The sequence below is a fragment of the Streptomyces sp. NPDC023723 genome (assembly GCF_040639815.1).
GTDB lineage: Bacteria > Actinomycetota > Actinomycetes > Streptomycetales > Streptomycetaceae > Streptomyces.
This window is the reverse complement of the sequence record NZ_JBFAAP010000019.1, coordinates 89,004-103,843: the sequence shown is the minus strand read 5'-3', so window position 1 is coordinate 103,843 and position 14,840 is coordinate 89,004. Positions and strand designations below refer to the sequence as shown.

Below are 14,840 nucleotides of genomic sequence, written 5' to 3'. Positions count from 1 at the left end.
GCGCCGTGCCGTGTTCAAGTGGGGAATCTACCAGTCCGAACACGGCGCACAGAGTACCAGTGCACCCTCCTGACCAGGCATTTTACCCGTCCGACGGAGCCGCGCGCCCGCCGGTCGGCCGGGTTGCCATAACGCGCCGGCACAGACGATGGTGGCACCGGCATCCCGTTCCGCGATCTCCCAGGCGCCCTTCAGCAGACCAGTGTGGAGGTGGTTGTCCTCATGACCGGCACCGACTCGGTGGCTCCGGCCCTCCCTTTCCATCGGGACGCGTCCCCGCTCGACCCGCCCACCATGTACGCCGGCTGGCGCACCGAGGGGCCCATCCGTCGCATCACCCAGGCCAACGGCGAGCCCGCGTGGCTGGTGACCCGCTACGACGAGATGCGCGAAGTCCTCGGCGACCCCCGGATGAGCTCCGACGTCACCAGGAAGGGCTTCCCCTCGCCCCGCCCGGAGGAGCCCCAGCAGGCCGTCGGCAACTTCACGCAGATGGACCAGCCCGAGTACGGCAAGGTCCGCAGAACGCTGACCAGGACGTTCATGGTCAAGAACATCGACCGGATGCGTCCTCGGATCACCGAGCTGACGCACCAACTGCTCGACGACATGGAGCAGCGGCCCCGCCCGGTCGACCTGTACGAGCACTTCGCCCGTCCGCTGCCCTCCCACCTGATCTGCGAACTGCTGGGCATCCCGCACGCCGACCGCGGTCTGTTCCTGACCAACTCCTCGACCGTCGGAGACATGCGGCTCGACGAGGGGACGGCGTTCTCCGCGCGCACCGGCATCGCCGAGTACATGATGCAGTTCGTCGAGGAGAAGGAGCACAACCCCGGCGACGACCTGCTCAGTGATCTCGTCGTCAACCGCCTGCGGACCGGTGAGCTGACCCGGCGTGAGATCGCCGGCATGGCCGGGCTGCTGGTCATCACCGGGCACGAGAGCAGCGCCAGCATGATCGGCCTCGGCGCGGTCACCCTGCTGCGCCACCCCGACCAGCTCCAGCGGTTCATCACCCGGCCCGAGGTCGTCCCGGCCGCCATCGACGAACTGCTGCGGTTCCTGTCGATCGTGCACGTCGGGCTGCGCCGGGTGGCCACCGAGGACGTGGAGATCGGCGGCGTCACCGTCCGCGCGGGCGAGGGCCTGGTCCTGCCGATCCATGTGGCCAACCGTGACCCCGCCGCCTTCGACGCCCCCGACGAGCTGGACATCGACCGCGAGTCGCGGCACCACCTGGCCTTCGGTCACGGGCTGCACAAGTGCATCGCCCAGTACCTGGCCCGGGTGGAACTGCAGATCGCGCTGCCCGCGCTCTTCCAACGCTTTCCCGGGCTGCGCCTGGCCGTTCCCTTTGAGGAGGTCTCCTTCCGTGAGGAGAACGTCGTGTACTCGGTGAACGCGCTGCCGGTCACATGGTGACGGCGGGAGCGCCCGCGGGGGCGGTCGGAAGCGGCGCACGGTGGACGGTGGACGGAACGGGGTGAAGGAGACGCGATGAGGATCGAACTCGACGAGGAGAAGTGCTGTGGGGGCGGCCAGTGTGTGGAAGCCGCCCCGGAGGTGTTCGACCAGCGGGAGGAGGACGGCCTGGTGCTGCTGCTGGACGCCGTGCCGCCACCCTCGCAGCACGTCGTGGTGCGGACGGCCGCGCACCTCTGTCCCACCTCGGTGATCCACGTGGTGGAGGACGACTGAGCCGTGAATGAGAGGAACAGACCTCCTGGAGGCCGGCGTTGACGGCTGCCGAGAGTCTTGAGGCCCCGGTCGGCGGGCCCGCCGCCACGGACCGTGCGATCTCCCGCCGCGTCCTGGTGGGCAGCACGATCGGCAGTGCCATCGAGTGGTACGACTTCTACCTCTACTCCACCGCTTCGGCCCTGGTGCTCGGGCCGTTGTTCTTCCCCGGCCAGTCGCCGACGGCGGGCATGCTCGCCTCGTTCGCCACGTATGCCGCCGGATTCGTCGCCCGCCCCCTCGGCGGCGTCCTCTTCGGGCACTTCGGGGACCGGATCGGCCGCAAGTCGATGCTGGTGCTCACCCTGCTCATCATGGGCACCGCCACCTTCCTGGTGGGTGTGCTGCCGACGTACGAGCAGGCCGGGATCCTGGCCCCGGTACTCCTGGTGCTCCTGAGAGTGGTGCAGGGCATCGGCATCGGCGGTGAATGGGGCGGCGGTGTGCTCATGAGCGGTGAGCACGCGCCCCTGAACCGTCGCGGCCTGTACGCCAGCTTCCCCGGGGCGGGCTTCCCGCTCGGGCTGTTCGGGAGCACCGTGGTCTTCCGGCTGGTCTCCCAGCTGCCCGAGGAGCAGCTGATGACCTGGGGCTGGCGGCTGCCCTTCCTCGCTTCCATCGTCCTGGTCGTCGTGGGCGTGTTCGTCCGGCGCGGGGTGACGGAGTCCCCGGAGTTCGTACGCGTCCAGGAGACGGGCGAGCGCAGGAAGGTGCCGCTGGCCGGGGTGGTGCGGCAGGGGTGGACGCCCATCGCCCGCGGTGCCTTCGCCTCACTGGGCCTGGCCATGATCGTCAGTGTCTACTCGGTCTACCTGCTGTCCTACGCCTCGTCGGGCCCGGGGACCGGGCACGGTACGAAGGTGCTGAACGGGCTGCTGGTCGGCGCGCTGGTGGAGGCGCTGATGCTGCCGCTCACCGGTCTGCTCTCCGACCTCCTGGGGCGCCGCCCCGTGCTGCTCTTCGGCTACGCGATGTGCGCGCTGGTGAGTCTGGTGGCGCCCCGGTGGCTCGCCTCGGGCGACCAGATGCTGATCGTCCTGACCTTCGTCCTGGCCATGGGGATCGGGCACGCCGCGGTCTACGGGGCGATCTCGGCCTTCCTGATCGACCTGTTCCCGCCGGAACACAGGTACTCGGCCCTCGCGGTGACCTACCAACTGGGCGCGACGATAGCCAGCTTCGGACCCTTGGTGGCCGTCGCCCTCGCGGGATCGGCGCGCACCGCGACACCGGGGATCCAGTTGCTGTGGGGCTGCCTCGCGGTGGCCGCCGCCGCGGTGATCGCCGGCCGGATCCCCCGGCCCGGTGAGGCGTCCGCCCGGCCCGAGCCGCCGCTGACTGATCCCGCCAGGTAGGAAGGGCGCGAGACGGACCGCTGCCTCCCAGGAGGTGGCGGTCGCGGTCTCACGGCTGCCGTGGTGCCCACTTCGGCAACAGGGCGATCAGGGCGGTGCCGACGAGCAGGAAGACCGCGCCGATCCGGAAGGCCACCGCGTACCCCGAGACGAGCGCCTCCCCGGCGTCGCCGACCCCTCCGTGGAAGGCGGAGATCCGGTTGGCCGCCGCCGTGGCGAGGATCGTCAGGCCCAGTGCGCCGCTCAACTGGCTCGCGGTGTTGAGCAGTCCGGAGACCACCCCTTGCTCGGACATCGGCACCCCGGCGGTGGCCGCCGTCGTGACCGGTGTCATCAGCAGTCCGACGCCGGTCAGCGTCAGGACGCCCGGTCCGAGGATCGAGCCGGCGAACGTGCCGTGCGCGCTGAGCGTGCTCTGCCAGAGCATGCCGCCGACCGCGAGCAGTCCGCCGGTCGCGCCGATCAGCCGCCCGTCCACGTGGTTCATCAGCCGGGGCGCCAGTTTGGAGCCCACGATGACCGAGACGGTGTGCGGCAGGAAGCAGAGCCCGGTGCGCACCGGACTGTAGTGAAGCACGTTCTGCATGTACAGCGAGAGGAAGTACCAGATGGCGAAGGTTGCCGCGCCGACGGCGAACAGGACCGTGTTCGCGACGGACACCGACCGCAGCCGGAACAGGCCCAGCGGGACGAGAGGTTCGGCGGTCCGCGACTCGACCCGGATGAAGAGCACGAGTGCGATCAGGCCGAGGGCGACCGGCAGCAGCGCCTGACCGGACGTCCAGCCGTGCGGCTCGCTCGTCGTGATGCCGTACGCGAGCGCGGCGACGCCCGCTGTCACCAGCACGGTGCCGGACATGTCGAGCCGCCGGGCGAGACCGCCGCGCCGCACGGGAAGGCAGAGCGCCGCGCCCACCAGCAGCAACGCGCCGATCGGTACGTTGACCAGCAGGACCCAGCGCCAGGAGAGGTAGTCGGTGAGCAGACCGCCGATCAGGCCGCCCGCGGTGCCGCCGCCGGCACCGACGGCGGTCCAGGTGCCGATGGCCCGGGCGCGCTGGGCCCCTTCGGGGAAGGAGGTGGTGAGGATCGACAGTGTGGTCGGGGCGAGCGCCGCGCCGCCTATGCCCTGCAACGTGCGGGCGGCGACCAGCATCCACGGCCCCTGGGCGAGGCCGCCGACGAGGCTGGCCACTGTGAACAGGCCCAGCCCGACCAGGAAGGTGCGTTCGCGGCCGAAGAGGTCGGCGATCCTGCCGCCCAGCAGCAGCAGACAGGCGTAGGTGAGCACGTAGGCGCTGACGACCCACTGCAGTCCGGTCTCGCCGAGTCCCAGGTCGGCGCGTATCGACGGCAGTGCCACATTGACCACGGAGACGTCGAGCACGACGAGGAACTGGCCGCCGCACACCACCGCGAGTACCGCCCAGACCGGGGCCACGCGCTTGGCCGCCTCCCGGTCCGGCCGGTTTCGCTCCGCCGCTAAATGGCTCATGCCGTTCACTCTTCCCCTCGGGTCGGCCGCGGGACCGTGCGTGCTTCCAGCCGACGGCTCCGGCGCCAATGCTGTCCCGGGGAGACGGCGCGGCTCGCCACGGAAGGTGGCCTGCTGCCATGAGCGGCCTGTCATTGGTCCACGACGACCCTAGCCGAGGTGCCACATGTTCAGATCACCTTCGATACCCCTTTCGGGGGTTCACCGGCACGTCGGCCCGCGGCAGGTCCGTGGCACCGCGCGGTGATCGAACATCGTGGTCACGGACTGAATCCCTGTACTAATCTCCGTCGGCGACGGGCCGCCTGACCGCGTCGGGCGGCACCCCGACAGCCATCCGATCTGGGAGTGATGCGATGGGTGAGTCCGCCCCTGCCTCGATACCACCAGCCGTCCCCGGCACCGGAGGGGACGGACCTGCGGCTGTCGGCGAGCAGCGAGAGCCCACCGCCCTGCTCGACGGCGCGGAGCGCTCCGGACCGGCGGCACTGGAGCTGCGCGGAGTCACCAAGCACTTTCCACTGAAACGCCGCCGTACCACCGTGGCACTCGAAAATGTCGATCTCACCGTAGGCAAGGGTGAGTTCGTGAGTCTGCTCGGGCCGTCCGGCTGCGGGAAGTCCACGGTGCTGCGGTTGCTCGCGGGCCTGGAGGAACCCACCTCGGGTCAGGTCAGCGCGCACGGGCGCAGGCCGGCCGCGCTGGTCGGGGAGCACCGGCTCGGCGTGGCCTTCCAACAGCACGCACTGCTCCCGTGGGCGAGCGTCACCGACAACGTCGCGCTGCCCTTCAGGGCCGCGGGCCGTCCGGTCGACCACGCCCGGATCGCCGAGCTGCTCCGGCTGACCGGGCTGGCCGACTTCGCCGACGCCCGCCCGCGCCAGCTGTCGGGCGGCATGTGCCAGCGGGCCGCCATCGCCCGGGCGCTCGTACTCGACCCCGACGTACTCCTGCTGGACGAGCCGTTCGGCGCGCTGGACGCGGTGACCCGGCGCCGGCTGAACTTCGAACTGGCCCGTATCTGGTCGGAGCAGCGCATCACCACCCTCCTGGTCACCCACGACGTGGAGGAGGCCGTGCTGCTCGCCGACCGAGTGGTGGTCCTGACCGGCAGGCCGGGCCGGGTGCGGCACGTGGAGCAGATCGAGCTGCGCCGCCCGCGAGGTGGCCGGCTGACCCGGGAGGCCGCGTTCCGGGACGTCGTCGACCGGCTGACGGCACTGCTGGACGGCGACATCGTCGACGGCGGCGCCGGCACCGAGGGGACCGCGCGGCCGAACCGCGGCCTGCTGTCGAAGCGGGCCCGGTGAGGGAGGCGCGGACCGGCCGGGTGCCCGGCGGGCTGCTGGTGACGGCGGGTACGGTGCTGGCGGTCGCCGCGATGGAGGGGATCGGCCGGTCCCAGGTGTTCGGTGACAACTGGCCGCCGCTCAGCGAACTGCTCGACGTCCTGAGCGACCCGGTCACCCGGCCGCTGCTCGGCAGGTCACTGAGGGCCACCGCCGACGCGGCCGGACTCGGGCTGCTCGTGGGCACCCTCGTCGCGCTCGGCGTCGCGGTGCTCGGCGTTCTGCTGCCGGTGCTGCGAGCGGGCCTGGACCGGCTGGCGGCCGTCGTCAACGCCGTGCCGCTGATCGCGCTCGGCCCCCTGCTGATCGCCACCGTGGGGCGCGAGGGCAGCTCGACCGTGATCGCGGCGCTGGCGGTCGGGTTCGTCATGTTCGTCTCCATCACGTCGGGCCTGGACGCGGCGAGCGCGGCACACCGGGACGTGCTGGCCGCACTCGGCGCGTCGCGGACCACCACGCTGTTGCGGCTGCAATTGCCGGCGGCCGTGCCGATGGTGCTGGACGGACTCACCCAGGCGGCCCCGGCGGCCGTCCTCGGCGCCATCGTCGGCGAGTGGTTCGGCGCCCCGCGCGGACTGGGCACTCTGCTGGTCAGCACCATGCAGAACTTCCAGACCCTGCTGCTGTGGGCGGCGGGGCTGACCGCCGCGCTGCTGGCCATGGCGTCCTACGCGGTGATGGGCGCCCTTCGCTCCCTGCTCGCGTGGAGGTTCCAGTGAGTACTCCCCGCACACCGCTTCGGCGCCTCGCGACGGCCCTTGGCATGCTGCTCAACCGGTACTGGACGGTACTGGCCCTGGTGCTCGCCTGGGAGCTGTGGGTCAGGCTGCGCCACCTGAACGAGATCGTGGTGCCCGCGCCGTACGTCGTGGTGAGCGACGTCTTCGGCCACCCTTCCGCCTATACGGGCGCCCTCGCGCACACGGTGCTGAACTCGGTGGTCGGTCTGGTCCTCGGCATGGGGCTCGGGGTGTGCTGTGCCGTCGCCGTCTGGTCCTCCCGGCTGGTTTCGGGCCTGCTGACGCCGCTGATGCTGATCATGCGGTCGGTGCCCGTCGTGGCGATGATCCCGGTGATCGCCTTCGTGGCCGGGTACGGTGCGGCGGCGGTGACCACGGTCACCACCCTGGTCTCCTTCTTCCCCACCTTCGTGATGGTGCTGTCGGGACTGCGTTCGGCGCCGCCCGCCATGACCGACGTCTTCACCGTCCTCGGCGCCTCCCGGCCGATGGTGCTGCGCAGACTGCTGCTGCCGCACGCGGTCCCCCATCTGCTCGTCGCGCTGCGGCTGACCGCCCCCTCGGCGGTACTGGCCGCGATGCTGGCGGAGTACCTGCTGGGCCGGGACGGCCTGGGCACCCTCTTCGCCGACGCGACGATCTTCGTGGCGCCGCAGCGGGCCTGGGGCGGTGCGCTGATCGCCACCGTGGTCTCCGTCGCCTGTTTCGTGACCGCCCGCGGCGCCGAACGCCGCTACTCACCCCTGTTCCGCTGACCCCCTGCGCGGGACGACTCGTCTCCCGTCGCCCCGAGCCGATCACCTCCCGCTCCGCACGAGAAGGCCGTACAACATGCCCATGAACCGCAGCAGTTCCCGGCAGAACGAGACCGCGCAGCCGTGGTCCCGCAGGCACTTACTGAAGTCGGCCGGTGTCACGGGGGCCGCGGCCCTCGGGGGCGGTCTCCTCTCCGCGTGCAGCGACGCCGGCAGTTCCCAGGCGTCGTCCTCGAAGGACAAGGTCCGGGTGGCGCTCGGCTGGCTCAAGGACATCGAGTTCGCCGGGTTCTGGAACGCGGACGCGGCCGGCTACTACGCGGAGGAAGACCTCAGCGTCGAGTTCCAGGGCGGCGGGCCCAACACCCCGGACACCACCTCGCTGCTGGCCAACGGCCAGGCCGACATCGGCGTGCACGCCAACATGCAGATCCTGTTGCAGGCCATCGCCAAGGGCAACGACTTCAAGATGGTGGGGGCGGTGCTGCAGACCAACCCGGGCGGTCTGCTCTCCCTGGCGTCCGATCCGGTGCGCGAGCCGGCGGACCTGGTGGGAGCCACGGTCCTGGGCCAGGTGGGGGCCAAACCGCAGCTGAACGCGATCTTCGAGCTGGCGGGTCTGAAGCGGGACTACGAACTGGTCCTGATCGGCTCCACGGTCGACCCGCTCCTGAAGAAGCGGGGCAAGGTTCTGACCGGCTACATGACGGACCAGCCGGTCACTCTGGAGTTGAAGCACAACATGAAGCCCGACAAGGACTTCGTCGCGGTCACCTACGAGGAACTGGGGCTGCCGGCCTACGCGACGATCGTGTACTGCAAGCAGGCGTTCCTCAAGCAGCGGGGGGACGTCATGCAGCGGTTCATGCGCGCCACCATCCGCGGCTGGCAGGAGAACCTGGCGGACCCCGAGCCCGCGGCCCGCCTGGTCGTCGACAAGTACGGCGCGGACCTCGGCCTGGGCCTCGACCAGCAGATCCGCGGCAACGAGACCCAGAACACCTTCATGGAGAGCGAACTGACGCGTGAGAAGGGGTTGCTCCGCATGGACGTCGAGCGCCTGGGCGGGCCCATGTACGCGGGTCTGCGCGCCGCGGGCGTCAAGGATCTGCCGGACCCGGACGGGGTCGTCGACGCCGGCGTCCTCGACGCCGTCTACCGCGGCCGAGCCCGGCTGTGACGGCGTCCCGGCCCGGCGGGGGCCCGGGGCACTGACGCGTGCCCCGGGCCCCCGCCGAGAGGTCGCCGACGCCGCAGCGGTGGGTCCTGGTGGTCAGTGGCCTTCCAGGGCCGCGCGCAGCTCGTCCTCGACCTGCCCGGCGGACGGCCGGGGATCGCCGAGCGCCCGGTAGAGGACCTGGAGCGTGCGCTCGTAGTAGTGGTGGTCGAGGGGGACACCCGCTTTGAGCCTGGCGTACGCCATCTCGTACATGACCGGCATGAACCGGCGCACCTGCCGGGTGCGCTCGGTGGTGGCGGGGTAGCGCTCGCAGATCAGGTGCCAGCAGTCCTCGTAGACCTTCATGGCCGCGGCGTCGTCGGAGGTCGGCGTCGTCAGGCTCTCGACGCCGGGGATCCGGTGCAGGGCGATGGCGACCTTGGGCTGGTGCACCACCCGGTAGCCGTGCGTGCGGGCCAGCCCGAGGAAGAAGTCCCAGTCCTCCTCGACGGGGATCGCCGTGTCGAAGAAGGCCCCGGCCGCCCGGGGGGAGCGGCACACCACGGCCGACGGCGCGAAGTGATTCGTGATCTCCAGCAGCCCCCGGTCGTAGGGGAAGTTCACCCGGACGAGGACCTCGGCGTCGTCGATCGTCGTGCCGGTGACCCGGGTCCGCGCGATGTTGATGTCGACGTAGACCATGTCGGCCCCGCTCTGCAGCAGGGGCAGGGTGCCGGCCAGGTGCTGCGGGCTGAAGACGTCGTCGTCGTCGAGGAAGGCGACGTACTCGCCCCGGGAGATCTCCAGCGCGGCGTTGCGCGCCGCGGAGGGGCCGCCCTGTACCGGCTGGTTGACGAGCCGCACGTCCAGGGTCCGGGCGGCTGCCTCGACCACGTGGTCGACCGGAGCGCCGTTGTCGTTGACGACGACGACCTCGAGCTCCCGGTGGTCGAAGTCCAGCGTCTGCACGCTCTGGAGGGCGACGGCCAGCCGTTCCGGACGGTTGTAGGTGGGGATGACGACACTGACCAGCAAGGCTGTCGGTTCCTTTCGGGTGTGGGGCTTCGGGCGGCCAGGAGAGGGAGGGACCGCGCGCGGCGTCCGGCGGGCCGGCTCGGACCGCGTCGCGACGAGTCCCCCGCGAAGGCGTCCCCCGCGCCGGTGCGGACCTGGAGCCGGAAGCTCAACCGGTCACCGCCGAACGGCGCTTGAGCCTATCGGTTCGCAACTCCGGCCGCGATGTCACGAGGCGCGCCCCGCCGGTCGCGGGGCGGCCGACCGGTGCAGGATGCCGGTGAGGCAGCCGAGGGCGCCCGCCGCCCGGACGTACTCGCCGACGTCCACGACCCGGGTGCCGACCCCGGCCGCTTCCAGCCGCCGCCGGGTGCGCGGGCACCCGTCCGGCATGAGGACCCGGCCGGGGGCCAGGGTCACGATGTTGAGGCCGCGTCGGTCCACCACCTCGTCGTCGGGCTCGAACTCGATCAGCTCGTAGTCCCGGGCGCGCAGAGCGGCCCGCAGTTCCGCTCCCGCGGCGGCCGCGTGCAGCACCGCCCGGCGCGGGCCGACCGGGACCATCGAGCCGAGCAGGTGCTGCACTCCGGGGCCGGGCGGCACCGTCAGCACCGTCGCCCCCTGCTCGTCCAGCACCCGCCGCAGCGCGGCGACGCCGGCCTCGTTCGTCCGGAACCCGGCGCTCACCAGCACCGTTTCCTCGTCGATCCACAGGGCGTCGGCGCCCTCGAACGTGGCGGTGCCCCGGACCGAGTGCAGGATCGGGATGCCCGCCGTGGCCAGCGCGATCGCCGCGTGCCGTTCCTCTCCGGCCCGCTGCGCCGAGGCGGTGCGTCCCAGCACCGCTCCCTCGGGGGTGGCCAGGAACAGGTCGCGCAGGAAGATCACGTTGGGCGGGGCGTCCGGCGGCGGGTGCGCCAGGTGGACCGTGACGCCCTCCTCCCGGAACGCCTCGGCCACCGCGTCCGTCTGGGCGCGCAGCCGCCCCAGGTCGACCCGTTCCGTCATCAGCTGCCCGCCGGCGTCCGTCACGGCCCCGACGCTGTCGGGCGGCCGGGCCAGGAGCACGGCCCGCAGCGGATCACTCTCCGCGCGGTAGCCGCAGGTCGCCCAGGCCGAGCCGGCCGCGACCTCCGCGGCGTGGCTGTCGTGCCGGGGCACCCAGCCGGGCCCGCCCAGTGTGCTGGGCCGTTCCGGCCGGTCGGTGCGCACGCCGTCCATGCCGAAGCCGCTCAAACCGAGTAGCCGAGGGAGCGCAGCTGGCCCCGCATCTCGTCGGTCACCGTGGTCTGCTTGGGCTCTCTGAGGGCGGCGCGGTAGTCGTCGAGCATGGCCAGCAGGTCGGCGCCGTCGTCGTCCGGCACCGCCCTGGGCACCCCGTCGGCGTCGAAGCGTTCGACGCGCACACTGTCGTAGGGCCGGGCCCGCTGGAGCGCGTCGGAGTAGTGCCGCGCCATCCGTACCACCCTGCGGTCCCCCAGGTAGGCGGCGTGCCCGACCAGGAAGTGCGGCAGGGGGCCGGGGGGCCGTCCGCTGAGCTGGCGCTCCTGGAAGGCGATGAAGTCGTTCAGCTCGACGTTGTAGGACTCGGCGACGGCGGGCGCGTCCGCGTCGAGGCGGGTCTCACCGCGCGCCACGCGGGCGAGGGAGTGTCCGTCGAAGGACTCCGTGGCCGGGACGGGGACGCCGGCCAGGTCCAGCACCGTGGGCGCGATGTCGACCGTACGGATCCGCTGCTCGTGCGTGCCCGGGCGGATCCCGTCGCCGACGATGATCAGCGGGACCCGCAGCACGCCTTCGGACATGGAGTTGAAGTGGCCGTTGGTCTGCTCGTCGAACTCCTCGCCGTGGTCGGCGAACAGGACCAGCAGTATCCGTTTGCCGGTGGCGGCGACCCGTTCGGTGAGCCGGTCCAGGAAGCCTTCCAGGCGGGTGGCCAGGAAGTGCTCGACGCCGTCGAGGTACAGCTGGAAGAGCTGGTCGTAGGCGCCCTCGCGGTGCAGGTACGTGGTGATGCGTTTGTACCGCATCAGCAGGTCCGCGTCCTCGGGGTCCCGGTAGGTCTCCACCAGCCGGTCGACGAAGGGCAGCTCGTCCGGGAGCCCGGCCTCCAGCTCGGCCACCTTCTCCCGGTAGGCGTCGCCGCCCAGCGTCAGATTGTGGAATCCGTACGGGACGTGCACACCGCCGAAGTGCGCGAGGGCGACGGTGCGATCCGCCGAAGCCACGGCGTCGATGAAGGCGTCGTCCTTCTCTATCAGATAGGTGTCGATGTCCCGGGTGAATCCGAGTTCCTTTCCCAGGATGATGGGGAAGTCGACCTTCATCACCGTACGGCGCCCGTCGTCGCGGCCGTAGGTGAATACCGAAGGTGCCTGCAACGAGCCGTTGTAGAACTCGTGCAGCCCATTGTGCAGCGGATAACGGCCGGTGAATATCGCACCGTGCGAGGCCGCCGTGTAGGGCGCGGCGCTGATCATGTTCGGGAAGTAGGCCCCCCGTGCGGCCAGCGTGTCCAGCACCGTGGTGCGCACCGGGCGGACGTCGCGGTAGGTGTGCGGCCACAGCGGCTTCGGATGCGCGGACATCGCGTCGCTGCGCAGTGTGTCGACGGACACCAGGACGATGTGGTCGTACTGGCTCGGTTCATGCACGGGAATGCGCCTCCGGTGGGCTGTTCGACGGCAGGAGGTGACGTTCGACTGGGGAACGTCTCCGGTTGAACGGCGCTCGGGCGGCACCGCGGGAACGCGGACGGGACGGGGGTTCGTCAGTCCCCGGCCGGTCCCCGCGCATCCCGGTCCTCCGCCTGAGGGGGATAGATCTCCGGGTTGTCCAGCGGCAGCTTCAGCCAGGAGAGCATCTGCCTCAGCTGGTCGTAGGCGGCGAGCCGGGCCTCGTCGGTGCCGGCCTCCTCGGCCCGGGCGACCGGCTGCCAGAGCCGGTGGATCATCACCGGGCCGATCTCCAGCAGACCGCCGCTGCCTCCCGTGGCCCACCGCGCCAGCACGTAACGGGCGATGGCCCCGATGGGAATGTCCAGGTTGTGTGACATGCCGCGCACGGTGTGCAGTGGGTCCAGCAGGCCGTACCCCACGACGTCCGACTTGAAGTTGGCATGCGGGTCGTCGGGCGGCCAGGTGCCACGCCAGCGGCGCAGGCACACCACGTCCTCGCCGTCCTCGCTGACCCACGTGTCCGTCCTGGACGATTCACTCGCCACCCGGGTCTCCCTTCTGGATCCCGACAGTCCGGGACGAGTGTTCCGGCGTGCGCAGGGCCGCGCAACCGCCCTGCTGGGGACGGCCGGGTGTTCGTCGTACCGCGCTGTACAGCCGGAGCCGGGACGGGCTAAGAATTGGACGCAGCCCTTCCCAGCGGCGTCCCGGCGCCGAGCCACGCCATTTCTGAGCCCCTGGACCGATCCTTTCACCGCGAGCTGTCCAGGGTGAGAAGGAGTAGCGGATGCTGTTCATCACCAAGGAGTTCCACTTCTCCGCCAGTCACCAGTTGGCGCACCTGCCGCTGGACCATCCGTGCACCCGGCTGCACGGGCACAATTACATTCTGGTCGTCGAACTCTCCTGCGCGGACGACGAGCTGAACCGCGCGGGATTCGTACGGGACTACCGGGAGCTGGATTCGCTGAAGAAGTGGGTCGACGAGGTCCTGGACCACCGGCACCTCAACGAGGTCCTGCCGCCGGACCTCAACCCCTCCGCGGAGAACCTCGCCCGGTGGGTCCACGGCAAGTGGCGGAGCGAGTTCCCGGACCTGACAGCGGTCCGGGTGTCCGAGACACCGAAGACCTGGGCCACCTACCGGCCGGCCGCGTCGGTGTCGTCGGGCGAGCGGAACGACGTGAGGAGGTGAGGCACATGGACAGGCCGAAGCTCGTCGTCAACGAAATCTTCGGCCCCACCTGATCCATCCAGGGTGAGGGCCCGTCAACAGGCCGTTCGTGCTGCTTCCTGCGTCTCGGCGGCTGCAATCTGACCTGCAGCTGGTGCGACACCCCCTACACCTGGGACTGGACGGGACGCTCGGAGTCGGGCGTCGCGCACCGGCCGGCCGACGAACTGCATCCGATGACCGCCGAGGAGGTGTCCGCACGGCTCGTCGCCTTCGGAACCGGCCTGGTGGTCGTCTCCGGCGGTGAGCCGCTGAACCAGCAGTCGCGGCTGCTGCCCGTCGTCGACGCGGTGCGCGCGGCCGGCGCCGAAGTGGAGATCGAGACCAACGGGACCGTCGCGCCGGCACCGGAGCTGTCCGCCGCCGGCGTGCGCTTCAACGTGTCCCCCAAACTCGCCCACTCCGGCATCGCCGCGGAGCGGAGGCTGGTGCCGGAAACGCTCAAGGCGTTCAATGCGGTCGCGGGTACCTGCTTCAAGTTCGTGTGCTCCCGGACCGACGACCTCGCCGAGGTGGAGCAAGTGGTGCGCGATCACGCGCTCGAGAACATCTGGATCATGCCGCGCGGTCAGTCGCCCGAGGAGATCACCGACGGACTGCGGGCCCTCGCCGATCCGGTCAGCGCCCGCCGATGGAACCTGACCGGGAGGCTGCACGTGACTCTTTGGGGAAACCAGCGGGGAGTATGAATGGGCCATGACGTCGACACCTCGACACCGTTCCTGCCGCCGAAGGCCGCCCAGCGGCAGCCCGATCCCCTGGAGCGCATCGCCAGGGAACTGCTGCTGGAACTCGGTGAGGATCCCGAACGCGAGGGACTGAGCGGAACACCCGCCCGCTGGGCACGCTGGTGGCGGGAGTTCACCACGTACGAACCGGGCAGTTTGGAGACCGTCTTCGAGTCCGCCAGCACCACCGAGACCGTCTGTGTCTCCGGGATCGAGGTCTGGTCCCTGTGCGAACACCATCTGCTGCCGTTCTCCTGCAACGTCACCATCGGGTACCGGCCGCAGGGGCAGGTGCTCGGACTCAGCAAGTTCGCCCGGATCGCCCACCAGCACGCCCACCGCCTGCAGTTGCAGGAACGGCTGACCTCGGACATCGCCGACATGGTGGCCAAACTCACCGCGTCCGCCGACATCGCGGTGCTGTGCCGGGGCGAGCACCTGTGCATGGCCATGCGGGGCATCCGTACCCCGGCCACGATGACCACGGTCACCTGGCGGGGGGCGTTCGCCGATCCCGCCGTGCGTGCGGAGTTCCTCGCGCTCCTGCCGTCGTCCGCCACGGGTACCGGCCCCCACTGACCCGGTACCCGGCC

The 14,840-nt window shown here is 70.9% G+C and carries 15 protein-coding genes; 10 read left to right on the top strand and 5 right to left on the bottom strand.

Translation table 11 applies throughout. From position 1 onward, the window contains the following. The first annotated feature begins 222 nt into the window (after positions 1–222). The 3 genes from AB0G32_RS21130 to AB0G32_RS21120 all read left to right on the top strand — a co-directional run bounded on the left by AB0G32_RS21130 (position 223) and on the right by AB0G32_RS21120 (position 3,095). The gene (locus tag AB0G32_RS21130; protein ID WP_361165131.1) at positions 223–1,425 is read left to right on the top strand and encodes a cytochrome P450; all 1,203 of its coding nucleotides are present in this window, start codon (positions 223–225) and stop codon (positions 1,423–1,425) included. Between the two features lie 75 nt (positions 1,426–1,500). Then, a complete protein-coding gene (locus AB0G32_RS21125; RefSeq protein WP_361165129.1) occupies positions 1,501–1,701 on the top strand; it encodes a ferredoxin in 201 nt (66 codons plus the stop codon). Between the two features lie 38 nt (positions 1,702–1,739). Then, the gene (locus tag AB0G32_RS21120; RefSeq protein WP_361165126.1) at positions 1,740–3,095 is read left to right on the top strand and encodes an MFS transporter; all 1,356 of its coding nucleotides are present in this window, start codon (positions 1,740–1,742) and stop codon (positions 3,093–3,095) included. A 49-nt stretch (positions 3,096–3,144) separates the two neighbouring features. Here the strand turns inward: AB0G32_RS21120 and AB0G32_RS21115 are convergent, their stop codons facing one another. Then, positions 3,145–4,590 (bottom strand): MFS transporter, encoded by a 1,446-nt coding sequence (locus AB0G32_RS21115; protein ID WP_361165123.1) that lies wholly within the window; start codon positions 4,588–4,590, stop codon positions 3,145–3,147. A gap of 356 nt (positions 4,591–4,946) precedes the next feature. Here AB0G32_RS21115 and AB0G32_RS21110 point away from each other — a divergent pair, with 356 nt between their 5' ends. The 4 genes from AB0G32_RS21110 to AB0G32_RS21095 all read left to right on the top strand — a co-directional run bounded on the left by AB0G32_RS21110 (position 4,947) and on the right by AB0G32_RS21095 (position 8,614). Beyond that, complete coding sequence (locus tag AB0G32_RS21110) at positions 4,947–5,900, top strand: ABC transporter ATP-binding protein (RefSeq protein WP_361165120.1); 954 nt, start codon at positions 4,947–4,949, stop codon at positions 5,898–5,900. Then, on the top strand, positions 5,897–6,658 hold the full coding sequence (locus AB0G32_RS21105; RefSeq protein WP_361165117.1) for an ABC transporter permease subunit: 762 nt from the start codon (positions 5,897–5,899) through the stop codon (positions 6,656–6,658). Before AB0G32_RS21110 ends, AB0G32_RS21105 begins: the two co-directional genes overlap by 4 nt. Positions 6,659–6,702: 44 nt before the next feature. Continuing rightward, positions 6,703–7,434 carry an ABC transporter permease subunit gene (locus AB0G32_RS21100; RefSeq protein WP_361165114.1) on the top strand — a complete coding sequence of 244 codons (732 nt, stop codon included), beginning with the start codon at positions 6,703–6,705 and terminating at the stop codon, positions 7,432–7,434. Between the two features lie 82 nt (positions 7,435–7,516). After that, positions 7,517–8,614 (top strand): ABC transporter substrate-binding protein, encoded by a 1,098-nt coding sequence (locus AB0G32_RS21095; protein ID WP_361165111.1) that lies wholly within the window; start codon positions 7,517–7,519, stop codon positions 8,612–8,614. A 93-nt stretch (positions 8,615–8,707) separates the two neighbouring features. Here AB0G32_RS21095 and AB0G32_RS21090 read toward each other — a convergent pair whose 3' ends face one another. The 4 genes from AB0G32_RS21090 to AB0G32_RS21075 all read right to left on the bottom strand — a co-directional run bounded on the left by AB0G32_RS21090 (position 8,708) and on the right by AB0G32_RS21075 (position 12,830). After that, entirely contained in the window at positions 8,708–9,628 is a 921-nt protein-coding gene (locus AB0G32_RS21090; RefSeq protein ID WP_361165108.1) for a glycosyltransferase family 2 protein, read from the bottom strand. A 207-nt stretch (positions 9,629–9,835) separates the two neighbouring features. Next, the gene (locus AB0G32_RS21085) at positions 9,836–10,843 is read right to left on the bottom strand and encodes an arginine deiminase family protein (protein WP_361165105.1); all 1,008 of its coding nucleotides are present in this window, start codon (positions 10,841–10,843) and stop codon (positions 9,836–9,838) included. Next, a complete protein-coding gene (locus tag AB0G32_RS21080) occupies positions 10,840–12,261 on the bottom strand; it encodes a sulfatase-like hydrolase/transferase (RefSeq protein ID WP_361165102.1) in 1,422 nt (473 codons plus the stop codon). Before AB0G32_RS21080 ends, AB0G32_RS21085 begins: the two co-directional genes overlap by 4 nt. Positions 12,262–12,377: 116 nt before the next feature. Further along, the gene (locus AB0G32_RS21075) at positions 12,378–12,830 is read right to left on the bottom strand and encodes a DUF6027 family protein (protein ID WP_361165099.1); all 453 of its coding nucleotides are present in this window, start codon (positions 12,828–12,830) and stop codon (positions 12,378–12,380) included. Between the two features lie 242 nt (positions 12,831–13,072). Between AB0G32_RS21075 and AB0G32_RS21070 the strand changes: the two genes are divergently transcribed. The 3 genes from AB0G32_RS21070 to folE are packed head-to-tail and all read left to right on the top strand — an operon-like array spanning position 13,073 to position 14,826. Continuing rightward, positions 13,073–13,480 carry a 6-carboxytetrahydropterin synthase gene (locus AB0G32_RS21070; RefSeq protein ID WP_361165096.1) on the top strand — a complete coding sequence of 136 codons (408 nt, stop codon included), beginning with the start codon at positions 13,073–13,075 and terminating at the stop codon, positions 13,478–13,480. A gap of 56 nt (positions 13,481–13,536) precedes the next feature. Continuing rightward, positions 13,537–14,208 carry a 7-carboxy-7-deazaguanine synthase QueE gene (locus AB0G32_RS21065; protein WP_361165207.1) on the top strand — a complete coding sequence of 224 codons (672 nt, stop codon included), beginning with the start codon at positions 13,537–13,539 and terminating at the stop codon, positions 14,206–14,208. Further along, positions 14,209–14,826: a GTP cyclohydrolase I gene (gene folE, locus AB0G32_RS21060; protein WP_361165093.1), complete on the top strand. Its 618-nt coding sequence runs from the start codon at positions 14,209–14,211 to the stop codon at positions 14,824–14,826. The last annotated feature ends 14 nt before the right edge of the window (positions 14,827–14,840 follow it).